This window comes from Pseudomonas sp. S1(2024) (genome assembly GCF_046557535.1).
In genome coordinates this window covers 18,837-37,431 of sequence record NZ_JBKGFP010000074.1, presented here as the reverse complement: position 1 = coordinate 37,431, position 18,595 = coordinate 18,837, and the positions used below count along the sequence as shown (strand labels likewise).

Below are 18,595 nucleotides of genomic sequence, written 5' to 3'. Positions count from 1 at the left end.
GGTTACTGGCTGCCGGGTTGATGGCCCTGGCGCTGCTGCAAGGTTGCGCCGGGCGTCGTGAGGAAGCGCCCGAGACGGACCCGGCCAAGGTCCGCGCCCAACTGCTGCGGCTGTTACCCGCCCAGGCCAAGGACCGCGATGGCTGGGCCCGGGACATTCAGGTGGCGTTCGAGGCCCAGCGAATTGCCCCCAGCAAGAGCAACCTGTGCGCGGTGCTGGCGGTGACCGAGCAGGAGTCGACCTTCAATGCCGACCCGCAAGTGCCCAACCTGGGGCGTATCGCCCGAGAGGAAATCGACCGCCGCGCTGCGCGCCTGCACATCCCCAAGCTGCTGGTCGACGGTGCACTGAAGGCGCCGTCGGGTAATGGCAAGAGCTACCAGCAACGTTTGCAGGCGGTGCGCAGTGAGAAGCAGCTGAGCGAACTGTACGACGAAGTCATCGCTCGCGTACCGCTGGGCAAGACCTTGCTGGGCGGGCTGAACCCGGTGCATACCGGTGGGCCGATGCAGGTCAGCATCGACTTTGCCGAAAAGCATGCGCGGGATTACCCCTACAGCCACGACGGCAGCATTCGCCAGGAAGTGTTCACCCGGCGCGGCGGCATGTATTTCGGTATCGCCCACTTGCTGGGCTATTCGGCCAACTACGATCGCCAGCTGTACCGCTTTGCCGATTTCAACGCGGGCTGGTACGCCAGCCGCAATGCGGCATTTCAGGCGGCACTGAGCAAGGCGACGGGGGCGACGCTGGCGCTGGATGGCGACCTGGTGGCGCCGGGCTCGATCATGCCCGGGACCACTGAAAAGGCGGCACGCAAACTGGGAGGAAAGCTGGGCCTGCGCAACCCGCAGATTCGCAGCCAGCTGGAGCAGGGCGATAGTCTGGCCTTCGAGGACAGCAAGCTGTACAGCGGGGTGTTCGCCCTTGCTGATGCTGCGGCCGGCAAGCCGGTGCCACGGGCGGTGCTGCCGGGGATCCAGCTGAAAAGCCCGAAGATCACCCGCAAGCTGACCACGGCGTGGTTTGCCGGGCGGGTGGATGAGCGTTATCAGCGGTGCATGAAGCGCTAGCTGTCCATTGCTTGCACCGGCCTCTTCGCGGGCTTGCCCGCTCCCACAGGTACCTCACTGTTCTCTGGCCCTGTGCTATCCCTGTGGGAGCGGGCAAGCCCGCGAAGAGGCCGGCACAGCCAACATCAGCTTTCGCCCAGGGCGGCAACCACCAGATCCACACTGGCCTTCAACCCGGCAAACGCATCCTCAGGGTCACTCTCCACCACCACCAACTTCGCCCCGGACGCCTTGATCACCTCGGCCACAGCCGCTTCCGGCTGCCGGTGGTCCAGCACCAGCGCTACGTCCTGCGCCTTCAGGTTGTCCCCCAGCGCCCTCAGCGCAGCCGCATCCCACTCGGCCGGAAGTGGCTGCTCGACCACATCCAGGTTCAACCCGCTGGCCAGATAACCCAGCCGTTCCGACAGGCTCACCACCGTCAGGTTGTCGACCTTGGCCAAGCGTGTCTGGCTGCTGGCCGAAAGCTCCAGCAACTGGCGTTTGAGCCCGGCCAGGTTGCCCTGGATCTGCGCCTTGTCGCCCGGCGCCAACCGCTCCAGGTCATTGGCTACCACGTCGGCCATGCGCCCGAAGTTGGTCGGGTTGAGCCAGGGGTAGGCGCCATAGGCCTCGTCGCCGCTCACCGCTATGCCCGGCAGCGCGCCATCCACTGGCCGTGCGGCGTCGATTTCGACGATCCGGATATTGCTACGCCGGGCCATCGGGTACAGCGGGTCGTCACGCCAGATCGAGCGCACGCCGATCACCGCGTCGGCCTGCTGCGCGGCCTTGTGCAGGCTGGCGCCACCGCGACCGCTGAAATAGGAAGGCTGGCGGCTGGCAGGCAGGTTGGCGGGTGCTGCACGCTTGAGCTGCACCTTGGTGCCCTCGAGCAAGGCGCTGGCCAGGCTGTGGGTGACGGGCAGGGTGGTCAGCACTTGCGTGGCGAAAGACAGCGACGGCAGGCCGGCCAGGGCCAGCGCCAGGGTCAGGCGTTTCAGGTTCATGCCGGGTTTCCTTGCAGGCGGGGGACGAGGGCGCGGGCCAGCGCTGCCAGCGCGAAGCAGATGCCCGCGACCAGGATGATCGCGGCGCCGGACGGCACCGGCAGGTCGAAAACGATCGGCAGCAGGATGCCCAGCAGCGTGCTCAGCGTGGCGATCAGCACCGACAGGAAGAAAAAGCCCTTCAGCGACTGGCTGACCAGGCGTGCGGCGGCAGCGGGGATCACCAGCAGCGCCCCGACCAGGATCGCCCCGATCACCTTCACCGAGGCCACGGTGACCAGGGTCACCAGTACCACGAACAGGTAGTCCAGGGTTTTCACCGCCACCCCGCGCACGGCTGCCAGCTGTGGGTTGAAACTGGCCAGCATGATGCGGTTGTACAGCGGCACGGCCAATGCCAGCACCAGCACCGCGACGATGCCCAGCACCACCAGGTCCTGGCCGCTGACGGTCAGCACCGAGCCGAACAGCACGTTCTCGAGGATGTGCACGTTGATCTTGCCCGCCAGCATCAGCAGCAGGCTGGCGCCCAGCGCCAGCGACACTGACAGGAACACGCCGATCAGCGTGTCCGGCGACAGCCCGGTGCGGTTGCGCAGGAAGTTGAGCAAGATGCCGAACAGCAGGCAGTAGCCGAACAGGCTGCCGTAGGGGCCGGTGTAGGGCTCGCCCAGCAGGATGCCGATGGCCACGCCGGTCAGTGCGGCGTGGCCGACGGCTTCGGAGAAGAAGGCAAAGCGCTTGACCACCACCAGGGTACCCAGGCCGCCCAGCACCGGGCCGATCATCAAACCGGCCAGCAAAGCGTTGACCACGAAGCCGTAGGTCAGCGCCTCGGGCAGGTAGCCGGCAGTGGCCCAGTCCTGGACCGTTTGCCGAAAGATTTCAAAACTCATCAGGCAAGGCTCTCGCTACGTGGGTGAACGGAGAACAGGCCGAGCAGGCGCTCCGGGGTCAGGGCCTGGGCGGGCGGGGCGTCGAACAGTACCTGGCGGCTCAGGCCGGTAACTCGGTCGGCCAGACGCATCACGGCTTCCAGGTCATGTTCGATCCACAGCACGGTGGTGCCGGCCTGGCGCCAACCCTGCAGCAGTTGTTCGAACACCTGGATGCCGGCTTCATCCAGGGCCGACATCGGTTCGTCCAGCACCAGCAGTTGCGGCTCGGGGATCAGGCCCTGGGCCAGCAGCACGCGTTGGCGTTCGCCACCGGAAAGCGCGCCCATGCGCCGTTTGCGCTTGTCGAGCATGCCGACCCGCGCCAGGGCTGCGTCGATGGCCGGCTGCACACGGCGCGACAGGCCGAGGAAGGCGGGGCGGCGCTGGCACATGGCAGCCATGAAGTCGTCCACGGTCATCGGCAGGCCACGGTCGAACTCCAGCGCCTGCGGCACATAGCCGATCACTTCGCGTTCGCTGGGCCAGTGCAGGGTCAGCTGGCCCTGGTGCGGCATCTGCCCGAGCAGGGTCTTGATCAGTGAACTCTTGCCGCCGCCGTTGGGGCCGACGATGGCATGCACGCTGCCGGCGGCGACGTTGAAGCTGACCTGTTCGAGGATGCGGGTGCGGCCCAGGGTGAGGTCGATGCCGGCGAACTCGATGCGCGGCCCGCAGGCTGTCACCAGGTTGGCGGCGGCGGTCATGCGCGGTTCTCCTGGATGGCGCGGACCACGGTGTCGAGGTTGCGCTTCATCTCCACTTCGTACTTGTCCTTGGTGTATTCGCCGTAGGAGATGTGCGTAAGCGGGTACAGGCGCACGCCGGATTCACGCTGGATGGTTTCGACATAGGCCGACGGGAAGTCCATTTCCGAGAAGATCACCCGCACGTCCAGCGCCTTGAGCTGGTCGATGGTCTTCTTCAGCTGGGCCGGGCTGGGTTCGATGCCATGGGCTGGCTCGACCACCGCGGTCACCTCCAGGCCGAAGTCGCGCACCAGGTAGTCGTAGGCGGCATGGATGGTGGCGACCCGGAAGGTGGCGCTGGGCGCCTCGGTGACCTTGGCCAGTGCTTCGGCACGCAGTGCGCGCAGGCGCTTGGCATAGGCGCGGGCGTTTTGCGTGTACAGCTTGGCATTGTCCGGGTCGAGCTTGCCCAGTTCGCGGGCGATGTTGTTGACCTGGGCGATGGTGGTGCTGATCGACAGGAAGGTATGCGGGTTGACCACCTTGCCGGCGCCGCGGGCGGCAATGCCGGTGGCCGCCAGCAAGGGTACGTTCTGGTTGGCCTCTATGGTGTTTATGTCGGGCTTCTCGCTGGCGGCGATCATGCGGTCGGCGAAATCGTCATGGCCGACGCCGTTCAGTACCACCACGTCCAGGGTGCCGATGCGCTTGATGTCCTCGGCCCGTGGCTCGTAGGCATGGGGGTTGAACCCTGCCGGAATCAGCGGCACCACTTCGGCCTTGTCGCCGACGATGTTGCTCACATAGCTGTAGTAGGGGTGCAGGGTAATGCCGATACGCAGGGGCTTGCCGTTATCGGCCAGGGCCTGTGCCGGCAGGGCAATGGCCAGGAGCAGGGCGAGGGCGGAGCGGAGCATGGGGAAGTCCTTGGGTTCAATGACGGTGTTCACGGGTGACCCCGGCGTCGTAATGGCTGACCACCTGCTGCCAGCCGGCGGCGATCAGGGTGGCCTGGCCAAGGTCGTCCGGGGTCACGGCGGCGCTGTCGCGGCGCAGCCAGACATCGGCCTGGCCGGTGCTGTCGGCCGGCAGGATCAGCAGCAGGCTGCCGGCCACTTCCGGGGCCTGGCTGCGGCCAAGGTAGGCCCCGGTCTCCAGCCACGACCATTGGTGGCTGCCGCGGCTCTGGCTGCCGGCATCGACCACGAACGGCGGCAGGCCTTGCTCGGCAAGTGCCTGGACGCTGGGCGCAGCGGTGTTCTCTTCACGCAGCAGCTGGATTTCGTCGAAGGCCACCCGCAAGTCGGTGTACAGGCCTTGCTCGGCGGCGGTCAGGTCGCGACGGGCGTCTATCTGGTGGCTGGCGATGGCCTGTTCATCCTCGCGTTCGCCGCGCAGCAGCACCACACCGATGGCGAGTACCGCGATCAGCAGGCTGACCAGCAGCACGTACAGGGTTTCGTGCCCGGCGCCGGCCGGGCGAATCACTTGGGCGCGGCTCATGGCTGGGCTATATCGGCGTAGTCGACTTCCACCACGTGCCCGGGGCCGGCATCGAACAGCACGTAGAACTCGCCGTCCGGGCGCTTGAAGGTCAGGGTCGAGTCATCACCGAGCTTGCCGCCGACCAGCACCTGTTCGTCGTAGCCGATCACATCCAGGGTAACTCCGGGGGCGCCGCTGCCGTCCGAGAAGCCGCCGGTGCACTTGACCTGGCCGCCGGCCAGCTCTTCACACTCGCACATCGGGTTGTGCGCCAGTGCCGGGCAGGCGGCCAGCACCAGCAAGGGCAGGGCGAGGGTGCGTATCAGGTGTTTCATTTCTTGCTTCCTTGTTTCTCGAGCCAGGCCACGGTGGCTGGCGATGCCTTGGCCAGAGGGACGGACGCCTGGTGCATGCTGCCGTCCCAGCCTTCCAGGGTGATCCAGATCTGCGCGTCGGGCTTGGTGCGTGGCGGGATCGGCAACGAGGTGCCCATGTTGTACGGCGCGCCGAAGAAAATCGTGCCGGCGGCGCGCAGGCTGCGCGGTTTGCCGATGCGCAGGTAGGCCGCCTTGACGCCGTTGACGCAGGCCTTGCACAGCGATGCATTGAAGACCTTGAAGTGGCCGGCCGGGCCATCGGCGCGGGGAGCCTCGTCACGCATCTCGGCCAGGTCCAGGGTATAGGGGCCGACCTGGATGTCGTGGATCACATTGGCGCCGAGCCCCGCTTCGCCGCGAAACAGCTTGGCCTCGGCGAAGTACTTGGGCATGAAGCCCAGCGGGATGAGGATCAGCAGGATGTTCAAGTGAAAACGCCACTTCAGCCACAGTTGCTTCAGCGGGCTGACGGTCACGGCTTGGGCCTGGCTCATGGGCGGATCTCCACTGTGGGTTCATGGCGCGCCATGCGCGGTGCGCGCTCGCTGCGCTTGAGGGCGGCGGCGGTGGCCTGGGCGGTGCGTTTGGTCCAGATCAGCAAACCGCTGAACACCATCAGGGTGAGGACCAGGCCGAAGAAGAACCACACCAGCTTGATCGGCAGGCCGCCGAAATCGCCGGTGTGCAGCGGGCGCATCGACTCGGTGACGAACTCCAGGGCGGAGCGGTCGCTGATCAGGAACTGACTGTCGACATTACGCGTGTACGGGTTCACCGAGGCGCTCTGGAACATCAGCGGGTACCAGCCTGGTCCGGCCAGGGTGATGTGGCTGTAGGCGGTAGCCGGCAGCGAGATGAAGCTGATCTCCAGCCCCGGGACCGCCAGGCCGGCGATGCGTGCCGCTTCATCCAGGTCGATGCGCGCTGCCGGGCTGCCATTCGGGGTTTGCGGCACGTCCTCACGGGCGATCACCGGCACGATGGGCCGGCTGGAAATGGTGATGTGGTTGTCGGCCAGGATTGCCTGGATCAGGAACCAGGTGCCGGTGATGGAAATGACCGCAATGAACCAGATCGACCAGACCCCGGCCAGGCGGTGCAGGTCGCCCCAGAAAATTCGCGAACCATGGCCGGTGCGCACTGGCTTGAAGAAGCCCCTCCAGAACTTCTTGTACACCACCAGGCCGGTTACCAGCGAAGCCAGCATGGGCAGCCCGAGCAACGACACCAGGTACCAGCCCCAGCTGAAACCGCTGGTGAACGGCACCAGCCACCAGCCGTGCAAGGCGCGGGTGAAGGCTTCGAAGTTGAAGTCCGGGGTCTTGCCCTGGATGGCCCCGGTGTAGGGGTTTACATACAGCGTCGGGCTGGTGCCGTCAGGCAGGGTGACATTGGCCTTGACCGCGAAGTGCGAACCGTCGGGCTGGATCAGCCGCTCCACCACCATGTCCGGCTCGGCCTTGTGCAGGGCGTCCAGTACCTGCTGGAAGCTCAGGCGCTCGGCGTCGGCGTCGGGCTTGTTGGCGCGCACGGCGGGGTCGGCCAGCCAGACGATTTCCTGGCTGACCACCGCGAGCATGCCGGTGAAGCAGACGATCAGGACAAAGAACCAGATCGGCAAGGCGAGCCAGCTGTGGACCAGGAACCACAGCCTGGATTTGGATTTTTTTGGTGATTTGGCCATCTGACGGTCTTCTGCAATGGGGAGTCGAGCGTGTGCCCAGCCAAAGAGGGGCTGTATTGATAAGGACGAATGAGAATCGAAAACCTGCCGTTTTAAATGCAAGCAAATGTTTCAAGGCCGAGGGCACAATGCCTGTGCGCCAGTGTCATTTGGGGGCTGCTGCGCAGCCCATCGCCGGCAAGCCGGGCTCCCACAGGGAACGCGCAACCTTGAGGTCAGTGTTGTACCTGTGGGAGCCCGGCTTGCCGGCGATGGCCGCACAGCGGCCCCAATCGATTCAGGCCAAGGTCGGCCTGAAGGGTATGAGGCAGAAGGGATCAGGCGCGGGTCAGGGCCACGGCCGGTTGCGGCTTGCCGTGCAGCTGCGCAAGGTCCTGGTACAGCGCGCGGCCAATTTCCGCAGCGCGCGCCGGCAGCACCGAGAGCAGGGTGTCACTCAGGCCGTGGCTGTTTTCGCAGAAGCCCTGCAGGTACACCGAGGCCTGCAGGTCGGGGCTGGCCAGCACGCGGTAGTTGCGGTCGACGCTGAAATCTTCCAGGTAGTCGGCCAGGGGCGCCAGCAGGTCACGGTGCGAGCGGCGCTCGTAACCGGTGGCGAGTATCACCGCGTCGTAGCGGTGGGTCTGCTGCTGGCCGGTGGCGAGGTCGCGCAGTGTCAGCTCCAGGCCTTCGCGGGTGGCCACCACGGCTTCGACCTGGCGCCGGCACAGCACGTTGTGGCGGTACTGGTGGGCGACCTTCTGCCGGTAGAGGATGCCGTAGATGCGTTCGATCAGGTTGAGGTCGACCACCGAATAGTTGGTGTTGTGGTATTCACCCAGCAGCTTGCTGCGCTGGTCGGCCGGTTCGTTGTAGACCAGGTCGGTGTAGTCCGGCGAGAAGATCTCGTTGACGAACGGGCTGTCATCGGCAGGCTTGAGGGCCGAACCGCGCAGGATCATGTCGACCTTGACCGACGGATAGCTGTCGTTGAGATCGATGAACGCCTCGGCGGCGCTCTGGCCCGAGCCGATCACGGCAATGCGCATCGGCTTGCCGGTGGTGCATGGCAGCTTGTTCAGGCTGCTCAGGTACTGGGAGTGGTGGAATACCCGCGGGTCGTCCTTGAAGGCACCGAACTTTTCCGGGATTTTTGGCGTACCGCCGCTGCCGACCACTACCGAACGGGTGCGGCGGCTGTATTCGCGGCCTTGGGCGTCGCGCGAGACCAGGCGCAGGTGCTCGACCCGGCCGGCCTGCACGTCCGGCTCGATGCGCAGCACTTCCTCGCCATATACCGCCTGGGTGGCGAAGTGCTCGGCGGCCCAGCGCAGGTAGTCGTTGTACTCGAGGCGGCAGGGGTAGAAGGTGCCGAGGTTGATGAAGTCGGCCAGGCGCTGCTTCTGGTGCAGGTAGTTGACGAAGCTGTAGGGGCTGGTGGGGTTGCGCAGCGACACCAGGTCCTTGAGGAACGAGATCTGCAGCTCGCTCTGAGTGGCCAGGGTTTCGCCGTGCCAGCGATAGTCCTGCTGCTTGTCGATGAACAGCGCGTCGAGGGCATGGCCCTGAGACTCGGCGAGTTCCTCCAGGGCGATGGCCAGGGCCAGGTTGGAAGGGCCGAAGCCCACGCCGATCAGATCTTTGATGGTTTCCTGCTGTGAGGGCTGGCTCATGGCTGCGATTCCCTGAATGGTCGAATTTGGACGCCCGCCGGGGCTCCGGCTCCTGCGCAAGTACATGTGTTGGAACGAGCCAGTCGGGGGGGAATTTAAGCGGACTAAAGAACTGTGAGGGGTGGCCGATAGGGGGTACGACAAGAAGCCAACTCGAGGCAAGGAACCGAGATGAGCGGGATAACAGCAAGCAATTTGATAATCAACGGCGTTTCGGCCCAGACGCTGAGTGCGAACGCAACTGCCGATCGCGAGCAGGCGAAACAGGCTGGTGAGGCACTGGGGCCCTTGAGCATCAGTAGCGACAGCATGAAGGTTGGCGGGGCTGGCCAGGCGCAATCCACGGACAGTGAAGGCAGTGGGGAGTCACAGGCCGTGTCCGAGCTGCGTCAGTTGATCAAGGATTTGCAGAAGCAGCTGGCCGAGGAGCAGAAGCAGCTTGCTGCATTGATGGACAGCAAAATGGACGAGGCTGCCAAGGCGGCTGCGGTGGGAGCCAAGCAGGCGAGCATTGCCACTATCAACGGGCAGATCATGGCGGCCACGGCGCAGTTACTGGAGTTGTTGCAGCAAGAGGGTGGCAGCAGCGCGGGCGGAATGGTCAGCGCCACGGCCTGACGAACTTGGGGCTGCTGTGCAGCCCATCGCCGGCAAGCCGGCTCCCACATGGACCGCGCAGGGCAGTTGCTCTCGCAGGCCTGGTGCTGTCCCTGTGGGAGCTGGCTTGCCGGCGATAGGGCCGGTGCAGGCCCCATCATTCCGGCTCCGGTCATTCGGCCGCCAGGCGCCCCTTGTTCTGCCGCTCTGCCTTGTACTGCATGGCCACCGCCGGCGCCGGCTTGGCAGCACCGGTTTCCAGCCACTGACGCATGCGGCTGGCATCGGCGAAGTGGGTGTACTTGCCAAAGGCGTCGAGGATCACCATGGCCACCGGGCGGTTGTCCATGCGGGTCAGCAGCACCAGGCAGTGCCCGGCTTCATTGGTGAAGCCGGTCTTGGTCAGCTTGATGTCCCAGTTGCTCTTGTTCACCAGGTGGTCGGTGTTGCGGAAGCCCAGGGTGTAGTTGGGCTTGCGGAAGGCCACGGTCTTCTCGCGGGTGGTCGACAGTTCGCTCAGCATCGGGTACTTGCGCGACGCCATCAGCAGCTTGGCCAGGTCACGGGCCGTGGACACGTTCTGCGTCGACAGGCCGGTCGGCTCGACGTAGCGGGTGTGCGCCATGCCCAGGCTGCGGGCCTTGGCGTTCATCGCCTTGATGAACGCCGGGTAGCCGCCAGGGTAATGGTTGGCCAGGGTGTTGGCCGCACGGTTTTCCGATGACATCAGGGTAATCAGCAAGGTTTCGCGGCGGTCGAGCTGGCTGCCCAGCCGCACACGCGAATACACGCCTTTCATTTCCGGGTTGTTGGCAATGGTCATGGTGAGCATCTCATCCATGGGCTGCTTGGCATCCAGCACTACCATCGCCGTCATCAGTTTGGTCACCGAGGCAATCGGCACCACGCGGTCGGCGTGGCTCGAATACAGCTCCTGGTTGGTGTTCAGGTCGATCAGCAGGGCGCTGCCCGAGGCGAGGTGCAGCTTGGATGGGTCACGTTGAACCTGGGCCGGGGGTTGTGCAGCAGCGGTCGACGGAAGGGTCGCAGTACCTGTGAGCAACAGCAGCAGGCTGAGGATGGACAGGGATGTTTTCACGTTGAGGCTCACTAAAAGTTGGTATGTCGTTGGCTGTGCAAGGGTTTTCCCCCAAAAAACCGCTGCATTCTGGAGTATGGCTGAATTGCTGTCGAATGCCTTATGACTAAAGGGCGCAACGTGAACGAAATTTAATCCTGTACCAATTACGTTTGTCTCCAGTTTCGCCAGTTCGCCATGTCGCAGCAGTGATTTGGGGGGGGGAATCTGGGAGCAAACAGCCAATTGTCGGGTTGGCTTTCAAACCTGTTGGACAGCCTTGATCACCGCTTCGTCTTGGCTATTTTTTGGATTAATGACCATCCACCAAACGGTTGCAGGAGGGCTGTATGCGCGCGCGCGGCGATGTGTACTGGGCCTGGGCGGACCCTACGCTCCACCACCGATCTCACGAGGAAGCCCTTGTTGACGGCACTTTTATCGATGTGCGGGTGAGGCTTTCGCGCACCGGCAGCACGCAGGTGTTCATCGGTATCTATGCGCGGTCCGGCATGGCACTCCACGAGGAGGCCTTCGACTCCCGGCCAAATGAGTCTATGGCCCGAGCGCTTGCTTGGGGAGTTGGCCGCGCGCGTCGAGTCGCCGATGAGGTCGCTCCCGCTGCAGACCCTGTCACCGCCTCGAGATAGGGGGCAAAACCTATAAGGAAATGCCCGGCTATACGCTGGGCACTACCAGGAAATGCTGAGAGCTAACCTGGGTTCACAAGAAAATCAAATCAACCCGTCAAGTGTAATAGTTAGGGTAGAGTTGCTTGTCTTGTTCCAGTTTTTCAGCATCAGTCACCCGTTTGCGAACCTCTGCATAAAATTGCTGGCTGTGATTCTGAAACCTTTTATAGTCCTGCGCACTAGCTTTCAGGGCAGCCTTGAGTTCGGATCCGCTTAGGCCTTCAGTATTTTTTTGGGAAATTACATACTTTTGCCAGCTGCTTTCTACTTGCGAGAGACCTTGCGCAAGAGCTTGAGTCTCGATTGTCGCCATGGGTGCATCCTCTTCAAGGCCAAATCTGGCCAGGTGGTATGGATCGCGAGAGCGACGATGTAGATGCATGGTGCCGGGGCCATCGAAAAAGCGCCCGAAGGTGGAGCTTAGCTTGTATGTAGCGCTTGGGGGCGGCTCAACGCCAATCGGCATCCCGATGCAACCTGCGCTGGGATGCAGGGCATCGGGATGTCTCGCCGGCTGCCTGGGTTCAGGCATGGATCAACGATAGGTCGCTGATGATGCAGATCGAGCCGTCATCGGCGGGCGTGGTATCGGTGTAGTCCACCTGGTTGTACACCCCGCCGTGGAACTCGAATAACTGCGAAGCCCAGGTGCTGTCGAACTGCAGATCGCCGGACGATCCGGTCATCCCGTTGCACTTGGCGGTAACGGTGACCACGCCTGCCGACGTGGCATGGATGCTCACCTCGAACTTTGCCCCCAGCGGTACCCCCTTGAGCACCGTCGAGTTGATCGGGTCAGTCTGGTTGTAGGTCCGCCGAAAACCCAGGGTGATGTCGCCCTTTTTCCAGAACACCTTCACGGGCGGGCTGTCGTCCCCGTAGACGTGCATCTGCGCGATAACCACCTTCTGCGCCCAGTTGACCTTGGTCAGTGTCATTTCCTGGCGATTCCAGTGATCCAAGGCGCCGCCCAGGCTCCAGTATTCCGGCTCCGACCACTCGCAGCGGGTCCTGCGGGTGCTTTTGCTCGAAGCGCCTTTGGTGGGGGCAGACAACTGGACCGAACCATCGCTGAGCACTGTCACGTAGTTCGGGTACAGGGCAATAGCTTCGCTGCCGGTGAGTTCGACCGCTACGGTGCTGATCGACGATTCGGCCACCGGAACGGCGATGGTGAGGTTGCTAATATCTACGCTCATGGGGGGAACTCCTGAATGGAAATGTCGGTTGGTGCCGCAGCAGCACGGTGGCGGCTGCTGGAGTGGAATTTAGCCTTACGCTAAATCATCGTCAATAGCTTATGGCTAAAATTATTTCGCCGGGCGACAAATTACCTGTTGGCGAAAATTTTCCGCAGCGGGGCTTTACGCTTGATTTGGCGGTGAGATAAGCTTCCCTTGAATACTGTACGAATATACAGCTGTCAGGATAAGAATATGTCTAAGCACATGAAGTCGACGCCCCATCAGCGCCAGGAAATGACCGGAATGGAGCGGCTGAGCTTGCGCGTGTCAGCGATGATCAACCACCCGCTCGCGCAGACGCAGCGCTGGGTGACGGTGCATCGCCTGGATACCGACGGTGATGCCGAGTGGGAGGAGGTGATGGGCCTGCTGGCCGAGACGCCCGAGTTGGAACTGACCTTCAACGACGACGAGAGCGTGACGGTACGCTGGGAGCGCGGCAGCGTGGAGGAGCGCGACGACTTTATCGTCGAGCAGGACAGCGAGCAGCAGGTCGAGGAGGCGGCACCTTTCTGAAGGTCAGAAAGAGCCTGCGGTAACGTAATACTGTTCACTCAAGTCTGATGTGACATCGATTGGGGCTGCCTTGCAGCCCTTCGCGGGCAAGCCCGCTCCCACAGGAATGTGCATTCCTTGAGGCTTGCATCGTACTTGTGGGAGCGGGCTTGCCCGCGAAGGGCCGCAAGGCGGCCCCGGTTGCGCGAATGGACAGCATTACGCCGGGGTGGTGGGCTTCGCTTTACACAAGGTGCGCATTCCACACCAGCAGCACCCTGGCCTGGATGTAGGTCTCTTCCCGGCGAATCATGCGGTCCTTGTGCCGCGAGTTGTCGGAAATCATCTCGAAATGCTCTTCGTCGGCAATTTGCAGCCGCTTGATGTAGATGTGGTCGCCCCAGGAGAAGAAGTAGACTCCATCGCCGACGAACTCGCGGATGCTGACGTCCACGATCAGCGGGTCGCGGTGCTTGATGGTCGGTTCCATCGACTGGCCCCAACCGGTCACCATCTTCAGGTGGTGGTGCTCGCTGAACTCCACGCCAAGCTCGCGCAGGTGGCTTGGGCTGACGCGAACATCCTTGAACATCTCGGGGTAGTCGTGGGGGATCTGCCCGCCACCCATGGCTGCGCGGACGTCGTAGTGGGCAATCCACACTTCGTCGCCCACCAGGCCTGGCCGAGCAGGTTCAGCGGCCACCAGTGTCGAATCTGCCGGCTCCTCGGCGGCGGCCAGCAGCCTTTGCCGGGTTTCTTCAGGGATGCCTCTGCCGCTTCTGGCAAGCATCTGCTTGACCAGGTCGGCCGCGGAAAGCTTGCTGTCGCCAGCCTCGACCGGTGCCTGCGCCTGCTCGCCCGCTGCCATCGCGTCGAACCACCCCCGCGGCAAGCCTTCGATGCCCTCGATTCGGCGGGCCACGTCATCGCCCAGATTCTTCGCTGTCTTGTCCGAAAGGATCTGGCTCAGGTGTGCAGGCGCCATCCCCCAGCGCTCCGCGCAGGATCCCTTTCTCTGGTTGCCGATCAGCTTGACCAGGTTGTGCTTGCGAATTTCGTAGATGTCCATGGGGCGAAGCATGCCAGTGTTTAGCTTGCTGCTAAATATGCTTAAGGCTAAATTCCTCTTGTCATGATATTAGCTGTGAGCTAAATTAAATATGCAAGCAAGGAAAGCCACCGAGAAGCTGTTCTCCAGGCTTACGACATCACCATTCGTTATGAGGTTTTCATGGATCCGACTGACCTCGGCCCAGGCACCATCACCTGGCTGGGCGGAACAGGCACCGTGTTGCTGGGTGCATTCCTCTGGCTGCGCAAGTGGCTGTCCAGGGATGCGGCTGACCGTGCCATGGACAACGCTGATATTGGCGTGGTCCGGCGCCTGAACGAGTTGCTCGATATCGAGCGTGATGCCCGAAGGGAAGCGCAGGCCAGGGCCGATCAGTTTGCAAAGGAACGCAATGAACTGGTGATCACTGTAGGGCGCCTGGAAGGCAAGATCGAAGCGCTGACCATTCGGGGCGGCCATCCTCCCCGGCAGGTCACCGTCCAGGGCGAGGGCTTCGCCCGCCTGCGCGGGAAGCAGGGTGAGTGAGGCGGCCCGCAAGACAAATTCTGTTCACGCCCATGCGTATGGGCTTCTTCTGCATGGAGACAACATGGCTCGATTGGATTCTGCCGCTGTCGGCGGTGCGAACGTGCTCGCGTTCCTGGACATGCTGGCCTGGTCCGAAGGTACCTCGACCATCGCTGCCAGCGACGATGGCTACAACGTCCTGGTCGGCGGCCAACTGTTCAATGACTACAGCGGGCACCCGAAGCAGAAGGTGTGGTTGCCCAGCTACGGCATCCACAGTTCTGCGGCTGGGCGGTACCAGATTCTGGCCGGTACCTGGGATGCCATCGTGAGCACCTATGGCTTCAATGGCCGCTTTACCCCTGAGGCCCAGGACCTGGCGGCAATCAAGTTGCTGAGCGAGTGCGGCGCACTGGCACTGATCAAGGCTGGCCGCATTGCCCAGGCGATCGCCAAGGCCGCGCCTATCTGGGCCAGCTTGCCTGGCGCGGGCTACGGTCAGCGTGAGCACCAGTTGGCCGCGTTGTTGGCAATGTTCATAGCCTGCAGTGGGGAGGTGCAGGCGTAACGCTCAGGCAAAAAAAGACCCGCCAGGTAGGCGGGCCAGAAGGGCGTAGGGAGCAACGCACAACAAATACGGGTCAGGCGGCCAAAGTGCCTGGTTGCAACTGTTCGACCAGGGCCTGGGCCGAGGCGCGGGTCGGCATCGGGCCGCTTACGGCTTCGCCGTTGCGCACCAGGTACCAGCATGCGAGCAGGCCCTGCTCACGCAGCGAAGCGGGGACGGCACTGCCAACAACGGACATGATCTGGATAGTGGCCATGTGGACCTCCTGTAAACATGGCCCTACCTTACGCAGCAGCCGGTGCGGTTTGAAATTAACTTCCTCGATAGTGGTCATTGGTTCCATCAACATTTACCAGCGCGGCGGGCCGTAATACACCGGTGGCGGGCCGTAGTAGGTGCGGTAGCCCGGGGGCGGTGGTGCTGGCACGTAGTACGGCTGGTAGTACACCGGCGGTGGCGGTGGTTGCACGTACACGGGTGGCGGCCCGTAGTAGACCGGCTGGCGCTCGACGTACACGGTACGGTCACGCCCGCCATAAACCGTCGCCCCGACCACGGCGCCAACCACGGCCGCACCCAGCAGCGGGCCGGGGCCATACCAACCGCCATGGCCATGGCCGCCGTGGGCGACAGCGGGCGCGCTGATGGCCAGGGCACCGACCAGCAGGGCGATTCCGGGAATGTGACGGTTCATGAAGAAACCCTCGCAAGGACACCCCAAGTGTGGGGTCCTATTACTATGACTCCACTCTTCGTCAGCTGAGCACGGGGGAACGGTAAAGGTTGTGTAAGGGACGACCAGCGGTTACCTCTGTTACGCTGAACAAACGTTTCAGTTATGACAAAGGAGCAGGTTATGTCGGCAACTCCAAGCAGAGACACCGTGCTGTGCATTTCCTTGGCCGGCCGCCCCGGCACCTTCGGTGTACGGTTCCACAACCACCTTTACCAACAGCTGGGCCTGGACTTCTACTACAAGGCCATGCGCACCGATGACCTGCCGGCGGCGGTGGCGGGCATTCGCGCTTTGGGCATCCGCGGTTGCGGGGTATCGATGCCATACAAGGAGGCCTGCATGGCCCTGGTCGACGAGATCGACCCATCGGCTGCGGCCATCGAGTCGGTCAATACCCTGGTCAATACCAATGGCCACCTGAAGGCCTACAACACCGATTACCTGGCCGTGCGCCAATTGCTGGCGCAGCACAAGGTCGACCCGTCCACGGCGTTTGCCCTGCGCGGCAGTGGCGGCATGGCCAAGGCGGTAGCCAGTGCCTTGCGCGATGCCGGGTTCGCCGAAGGCATCATCGTTGCGCGCAACGAGCAGGCGGGGCGGCAGCTGGCGGATGTGTGTGGTTATCGCTGGGTGGCGGAGCTGGGCGATCTGTGCCCACCCATGCTGGTGAACGTGACGCCGATCGGCATGGCGGGCGGGCCCGAGGCCGAGGAGCTGGCGTTTTCCGAGAACGCCATCGCCGCGGCGGCGCGGGTGTTCGATGTTGTGGCGATGCCGGAGAGCACTCCGTTGATCCGACGGGCGCGGGCGTTGGATAAGCCGGTGATCACCGGGCTGGAGGTGATTGCGCTGCAGGCGCTGGAGCAGTTCGTGCTTTACACCGGGGTGCGACCCACCCTGGCGCAGGTGGAGGCGGCGGTGGCGTACGCCCGGGATATCTGATTACTCCTGTGCCGGCTCTTTCGCGGGCTTGCCCGCTCCCACAGGTACTGCACAGATTTCAGATCCTGTGAGGTCCCTGTGGGAGCGGGCAAGCCCGCGAAAGGGCCGGCACAGGCATAAACAAGGTCAAAATACCTTGTGCCCCTCATCCAGCTGCTGGTCGACCAGTGCCCGGCCATGGGCCAGCGACACATGCTGTGCATTCTCGAGGTCGGAGAAGAACTTCATCGGCATCGACATGCGCCTGCTGGTGTGCCCGTCGGGGTCGGTAATCAGGCACCCGGCGGCATAGGGCAGGGGGGAATCGGGGTGGGGCATCACGCTGGCGGTGATGGTGTGCTTGCGATATTCACAGTGAAGAGATTGCATCGTCCTTACCTCGCTGTGGCATGTGAAGCAGTTACCTTCATATACCACAGCAAAGGGCCGGGAGTTCCCGGCCCGACGAGCGAACAGCGATGAATGCTCAGCCTTTGAGTTCGGTCGGCTGGATGACTTCGACCCAGTAACCGTCCGGGTCCTTGACGAAGGCCAGGTGGTTCATGCGCCCGTCCTGCAGGCGTTTCTGGAACGGTACACCCAGTGCCTCGAAGCGTGCGCAGGCGGCGCGTACGTCCGGTACCGAGACGCAGATGTGGCCAAAGCCGCGCGGGTCGGTGTTGCCGTTGTGGTAGGCGAACTCGGCATCGTTTTCTGTGCCGTGGTTGTGGGTCAGTTCCAGCACGCCCGGAATAGACTTCATCCACTGGTGGCGTTCGTTGTCATCGGCCGGGATCTGCGCCGGGTCGACCAGGGCCAGGAAGTAGAGGCTGAAGGCAGCTTCGGGGAAGTCGCGCTTGTCCACCAGGCGGAAGCCCAGCACGCGGGTGTAGAAGTCCAGGGACTTCTCGATGTCCTTGACCCGCAGCATGGTGTGGTTGAAGACGAACTGGGCGGTGGCGGCATCCGGTTGGGCGGTGACGCCAGGCAGGGTTTGCAGATCGTGCAGGCTCATGGGAACTCCTGAGACGGGGCCGGGCGCAGGGCACCGGCAAAACAGACAGGCTGGCCATGATACGGCAGTGTGCCGATTGCGCAAATGAAAGCGCCCTGCACAAGGCAGGGCGCTGGAATTAGAGGCCCGCATGTGCGGGCGCGTGATGGGGTCGCTAGTCCTTTAGCTGTCTCGATACTGAGCCAGCCCTTGTGAAAAAAGTGTGAAGTGTGTGTGGACGTTTCATCAGCGTACCCAGCTTTCTACCGTGGCGGCGCCGTATTGCTCTTTCCAGGCCTTGAGCCCACGGTGGTTGCCGCCTTTGGTCTCGATTCGCTCGCCGGTATGCGGATTGGTGTAAACCTTCACCACGCGCGCGCGGCGCTGTTGCTTGGGTGCTGCACTGGAAACCCGGGCCACTGCCTTCGGGTCGAGGATGGCGATGATATCGCGCAGGCTCTTGTCGTAGCTTTTCATCAGGCCGACTAGTTTCTGCTCGAATTCGATTTCGCGTTTGAGGCCGGCATCCTTTTTCAACGCTTCCAGTTGCGCCATCTGTTCCTGGAGCGCTTTTTCGGCAGCACGAAACTCTGCAAGTCTGGACACTGTAATCACTCCTGTACGTCGGTCGTGGCAGGGCGTGACGAACATTGAAGAAGAATAAAAACGCCGGCCACGCGGGTGGGTTCCGCTGTTCGCTGATATCGAGTGTAGTCATTCATGGGCACTGGGTAAACTGCAAACTTTTGTAAGTAAGCAAGGAACTTTCCTAGTTTTGCGTGCGGTATTGTCCGGATTTTCCGCGGT

At 63.0% G+C, this 18,595-nt stretch carries 25 protein-coding genes; 7 read left to right on the top strand and 18 right to left on the bottom strand.

Annotation, left to right across the window (positions count from 1 at the left end; all coding sequences use genetic code 11):
• Positions 1–20: 20 nt before the first annotated feature.
• Positions 21–1,073, top strand: coding sequence for a DUF1615 domain-containing protein (locus ACLCGK_RS21035; RefSeq protein ID WP_410952821.1), 1,053 nt, complete (start codon positions 21–23; stop codon positions 1,071–1,073).
• A gap of 125 nt (positions 1,074–1,198) precedes the next feature.
• Here the strand turns inward: ACLCGK_RS21035 and ACLCGK_RS21030 are convergent, their stop codons facing one another.
• The 9 genes from ACLCGK_RS21030 to ACLCGK_RS20990 all read right to left on the bottom strand — a co-directional run bounded on the left by ACLCGK_RS21030 (position 1,199) and on the right by ACLCGK_RS20990 (position 8,884).
• On the bottom strand, positions 1,199–2,062 hold the full coding sequence (locus ACLCGK_RS21030) for a metal ABC transporter substrate-binding protein (protein WP_410952820.1): 864 nt from the start codon (positions 2,060–2,062) through the stop codon (positions 1,199–1,201).
• Positions 2,059–2,958 (bottom strand): metal ABC transporter permease, encoded by a 900-nt coding sequence (locus ACLCGK_RS21025; protein ID WP_410952819.1) that lies wholly within the window; start codon positions 2,956–2,958, stop codon positions 2,059–2,061. Before ACLCGK_RS21025 ends, ACLCGK_RS21030 begins: the two co-directional genes overlap by 4 nt.
• On the bottom strand, positions 2,958–3,704 hold the full coding sequence (locus ACLCGK_RS21020; protein ID WP_410952818.1) for a metal ABC transporter ATP-binding protein: 747 nt from the start codon (positions 3,702–3,704) through the stop codon (positions 2,958–2,960). Before ACLCGK_RS21020 ends, ACLCGK_RS21025 begins: the two co-directional genes overlap by 1 nt.
• Entirely contained in the window at positions 3,701–4,603 is a 903-nt protein-coding gene (locus ACLCGK_RS21015) for a metal ABC transporter substrate-binding protein (protein ID WP_015270825.1), read from the bottom strand. The genes ACLCGK_RS21020 and ACLCGK_RS21015 overlap by 4 nt, the downstream gene beginning before the upstream one ends.
• A 16-nt stretch (positions 4,604–4,619) precedes the next feature.
• A complete protein-coding gene (locus tag ACLCGK_RS21010) occupies positions 4,620–5,189 on the bottom strand; it encodes a DUF6162 family protein (protein ID WP_410952817.1) in 570 nt (189 codons plus the stop codon).
• Entirely contained in the window at positions 5,186–5,506 is a 321-nt protein-coding gene (locus ACLCGK_RS21005) for a hypothetical protein (protein WP_013973133.1), read from the bottom strand. Before ACLCGK_RS21005 ends, ACLCGK_RS21010 begins: the two co-directional genes overlap by 4 nt.
• Positions 5,503–6,042 carry a thiamine pyrophosphate-binding protein gene (locus tag ACLCGK_RS21000; protein WP_410952816.1) on the bottom strand — a complete coding sequence of 180 codons (540 nt, stop codon included), beginning with the start codon at positions 6,040–6,042 and terminating at the stop codon, positions 5,503–5,505. Before ACLCGK_RS21000 ends, ACLCGK_RS21005 begins: the two co-directional genes overlap by 4 nt.
• Positions 6,039–7,232, bottom strand: coding sequence for a PepSY-associated TM helix domain-containing protein (locus tag ACLCGK_RS20995; protein ID WP_015270822.1), 1,194 nt, complete (start codon positions 7,230–7,232; stop codon positions 6,039–6,041). Before ACLCGK_RS20995 ends, ACLCGK_RS21000 begins: the two co-directional genes overlap by 4 nt.
• Positions 7,233–7,549: 317 nt before the next feature.
• Positions 7,550–8,884, bottom strand: coding sequence for a lysine N(6)-hydroxylase/L-ornithine N(5)-oxygenase family protein (locus tag ACLCGK_RS20990; protein ID WP_410952815.1), 1,335 nt, complete (start codon positions 8,882–8,884; stop codon positions 7,550–7,552).
• A 171-nt stretch (positions 8,885–9,055) separates the two neighbouring features.
• Here ACLCGK_RS20990 and ACLCGK_RS20985 point away from each other — a divergent pair, with 171 nt between their 5' ends.
• Positions 9,056–9,502, top strand: coding sequence for a hypothetical protein (locus ACLCGK_RS20985; protein WP_013973129.1), 447 nt, complete (start codon positions 9,056–9,058; stop codon positions 9,500–9,502).
• A gap of 151 nt (positions 9,503–9,653) precedes the next feature.
• Here the strand turns inward: ACLCGK_RS20985 and pbpG are convergent, their stop codons facing one another.
• Entirely contained in the window at positions 9,654–10,580 is a 927-nt protein-coding gene (gene pbpG / locus ACLCGK_RS20980; RefSeq protein ID WP_023662495.1) for a D-alanyl-D-alanine endopeptidase, read from the bottom strand.
• Between the two features lie 329 nt (positions 10,581–10,909).
• Here pbpG and ACLCGK_RS20975 point away from each other — a divergent pair, with 329 nt between their 5' ends.
• Complete coding sequence (locus ACLCGK_RS20975) at positions 10,910–11,209, top strand: hypothetical protein (protein ID WP_367245588.1); 300 nt, start codon at positions 10,910–10,912, stop codon at positions 11,207–11,209.
• 97 nt (positions 11,210–11,306) lie between these two features.
• Here ACLCGK_RS20975 and ACLCGK_RS20970 read toward each other — a convergent pair whose 3' ends face one another.
• Together ACLCGK_RS20970 and ACLCGK_RS20965 are read right to left on the bottom strand one after the other, a co-directional pair.
• Positions 11,307–11,564: a hypothetical protein gene (locus ACLCGK_RS20970; protein ID WP_410952814.1), complete on the bottom strand. Its 258-nt coding sequence runs from the start codon at positions 11,562–11,564 to the stop codon at positions 11,307–11,309.
• Positions 11,565–11,775: 211 nt separating this feature from the next.
• Positions 11,776–12,450, bottom strand: a complete 675-nt coding sequence (locus tag ACLCGK_RS20965; protein ID WP_410952813.1) for a polysaccharide lyase family 7 protein — start codon at positions 12,448–12,450, stop codon at positions 11,776–11,778.
• A 237-nt stretch (positions 12,451–12,687) separates the two neighbouring features.
• On the opposite strand from ACLCGK_RS20965, the gene ACLCGK_RS20960 reads away from it, so the two are divergent.
• Complete coding sequence (locus ACLCGK_RS20960; protein WP_039614851.1) at positions 12,688–13,011, top strand: DUF1654 domain-containing protein; 324 nt, start codon at positions 12,688–12,690, stop codon at positions 13,009–13,011.
• A gap of 223 nt (positions 13,012–13,234) precedes the next feature.
• On the opposite strand, the gene ACLCGK_RS20955 is transcribed toward ACLCGK_RS20960, so the two are convergent.
• Positions 13,235–14,059, bottom strand: coding sequence for a helix-turn-helix transcriptional regulator (locus tag ACLCGK_RS20955; RefSeq protein ID WP_410952812.1), 825 nt, complete (start codon positions 14,057–14,059; stop codon positions 13,235–13,237).
• 162 nt (positions 14,060–14,221) lie between these two features.
• Here ACLCGK_RS20955 and ACLCGK_RS20950 point away from each other — a divergent pair, with 162 nt between their 5' ends.
• Together ACLCGK_RS20950 and ACLCGK_RS20945 are read left to right on the top strand one after the other, a co-directional pair.
• Positions 14,222–14,587, top strand: a complete 366-nt coding sequence (locus tag ACLCGK_RS20950) for a chemotaxis protein (protein ID WP_410952811.1) — start codon at positions 14,222–14,224, stop codon at positions 14,585–14,587.
• 64 nt (positions 14,588–14,651) lie between these two features.
• The gene (locus ACLCGK_RS20945; RefSeq protein WP_015270814.1) at positions 14,652–15,137 is read left to right on the top strand and encodes a glycoside hydrolase family protein; all 486 of its coding nucleotides are present in this window, start codon (positions 14,652–14,654) and stop codon (positions 15,135–15,137) included.
• A gap of 73 nt (positions 15,138–15,210) precedes the next feature.
• Here ACLCGK_RS20945 and ACLCGK_RS20940 read toward each other — a convergent pair whose 3' ends face one another.
• Positions 15,211–15,393: a hypothetical protein gene (locus tag ACLCGK_RS20940; RefSeq protein ID WP_410952810.1), complete on the bottom strand. Its 183-nt coding sequence runs from the start codon at positions 15,391–15,393 to the stop codon at positions 15,211–15,213.
• Positions 15,394–15,486: 93 nt separating this feature from the next.
• A complete protein-coding gene (locus ACLCGK_RS20935) occupies positions 15,487–15,831 on the bottom strand; it encodes a hypothetical protein (RefSeq protein WP_025338687.1) in 345 nt (114 codons plus the stop codon).
• Positions 15,832–15,993: 162 nt separating this feature from the next.
• Here ACLCGK_RS20935 and ACLCGK_RS20930 point away from each other — a divergent pair, with 162 nt between their 5' ends.
• Positions 15,994–16,815 (top strand): shikimate 5-dehydrogenase, encoded by an 822-nt coding sequence (locus ACLCGK_RS20930; protein WP_015270812.1) that lies wholly within the window; start codon positions 15,994–15,996, stop codon positions 16,813–16,815.
• 126 nt (positions 16,816–16,941) lie between these two features.
• Here ACLCGK_RS20930 and ACLCGK_RS20925 read toward each other — a convergent pair whose 3' ends face one another.
• The 3 genes from ACLCGK_RS20925 to ACLCGK_RS20915 all read right to left on the bottom strand — a co-directional run bounded on the left by ACLCGK_RS20925 (position 16,942) and on the right by ACLCGK_RS20915 (position 18,394).
• On the bottom strand, positions 16,942–17,184 hold the full coding sequence (locus ACLCGK_RS20925) for a hypothetical protein (protein WP_013973119.1): 243 nt from the start codon (positions 17,182–17,184) through the stop codon (positions 16,942–16,944).
• 97 nt (positions 17,185–17,281) lie between these two features.
• On the bottom strand, positions 17,282–17,809 hold the full coding sequence (gene gloA, locus ACLCGK_RS20920) for a lactoylglutathione lyase (RefSeq protein WP_061551716.1): 528 nt from the start codon (positions 17,807–17,809) through the stop codon (positions 17,282–17,284).
• Positions 17,810–18,034: 225 nt separating this feature from the next.
• A complete protein-coding gene (locus tag ACLCGK_RS20915; RefSeq protein WP_015270810.1) occupies positions 18,035–18,394 on the bottom strand; it encodes a histone-like nucleoid-structuring protein, MvaT/MvaU family in 360 nt (119 codons plus the stop codon).
• Positions 18,395–18,595 lie beyond the last annotated feature (201 nt).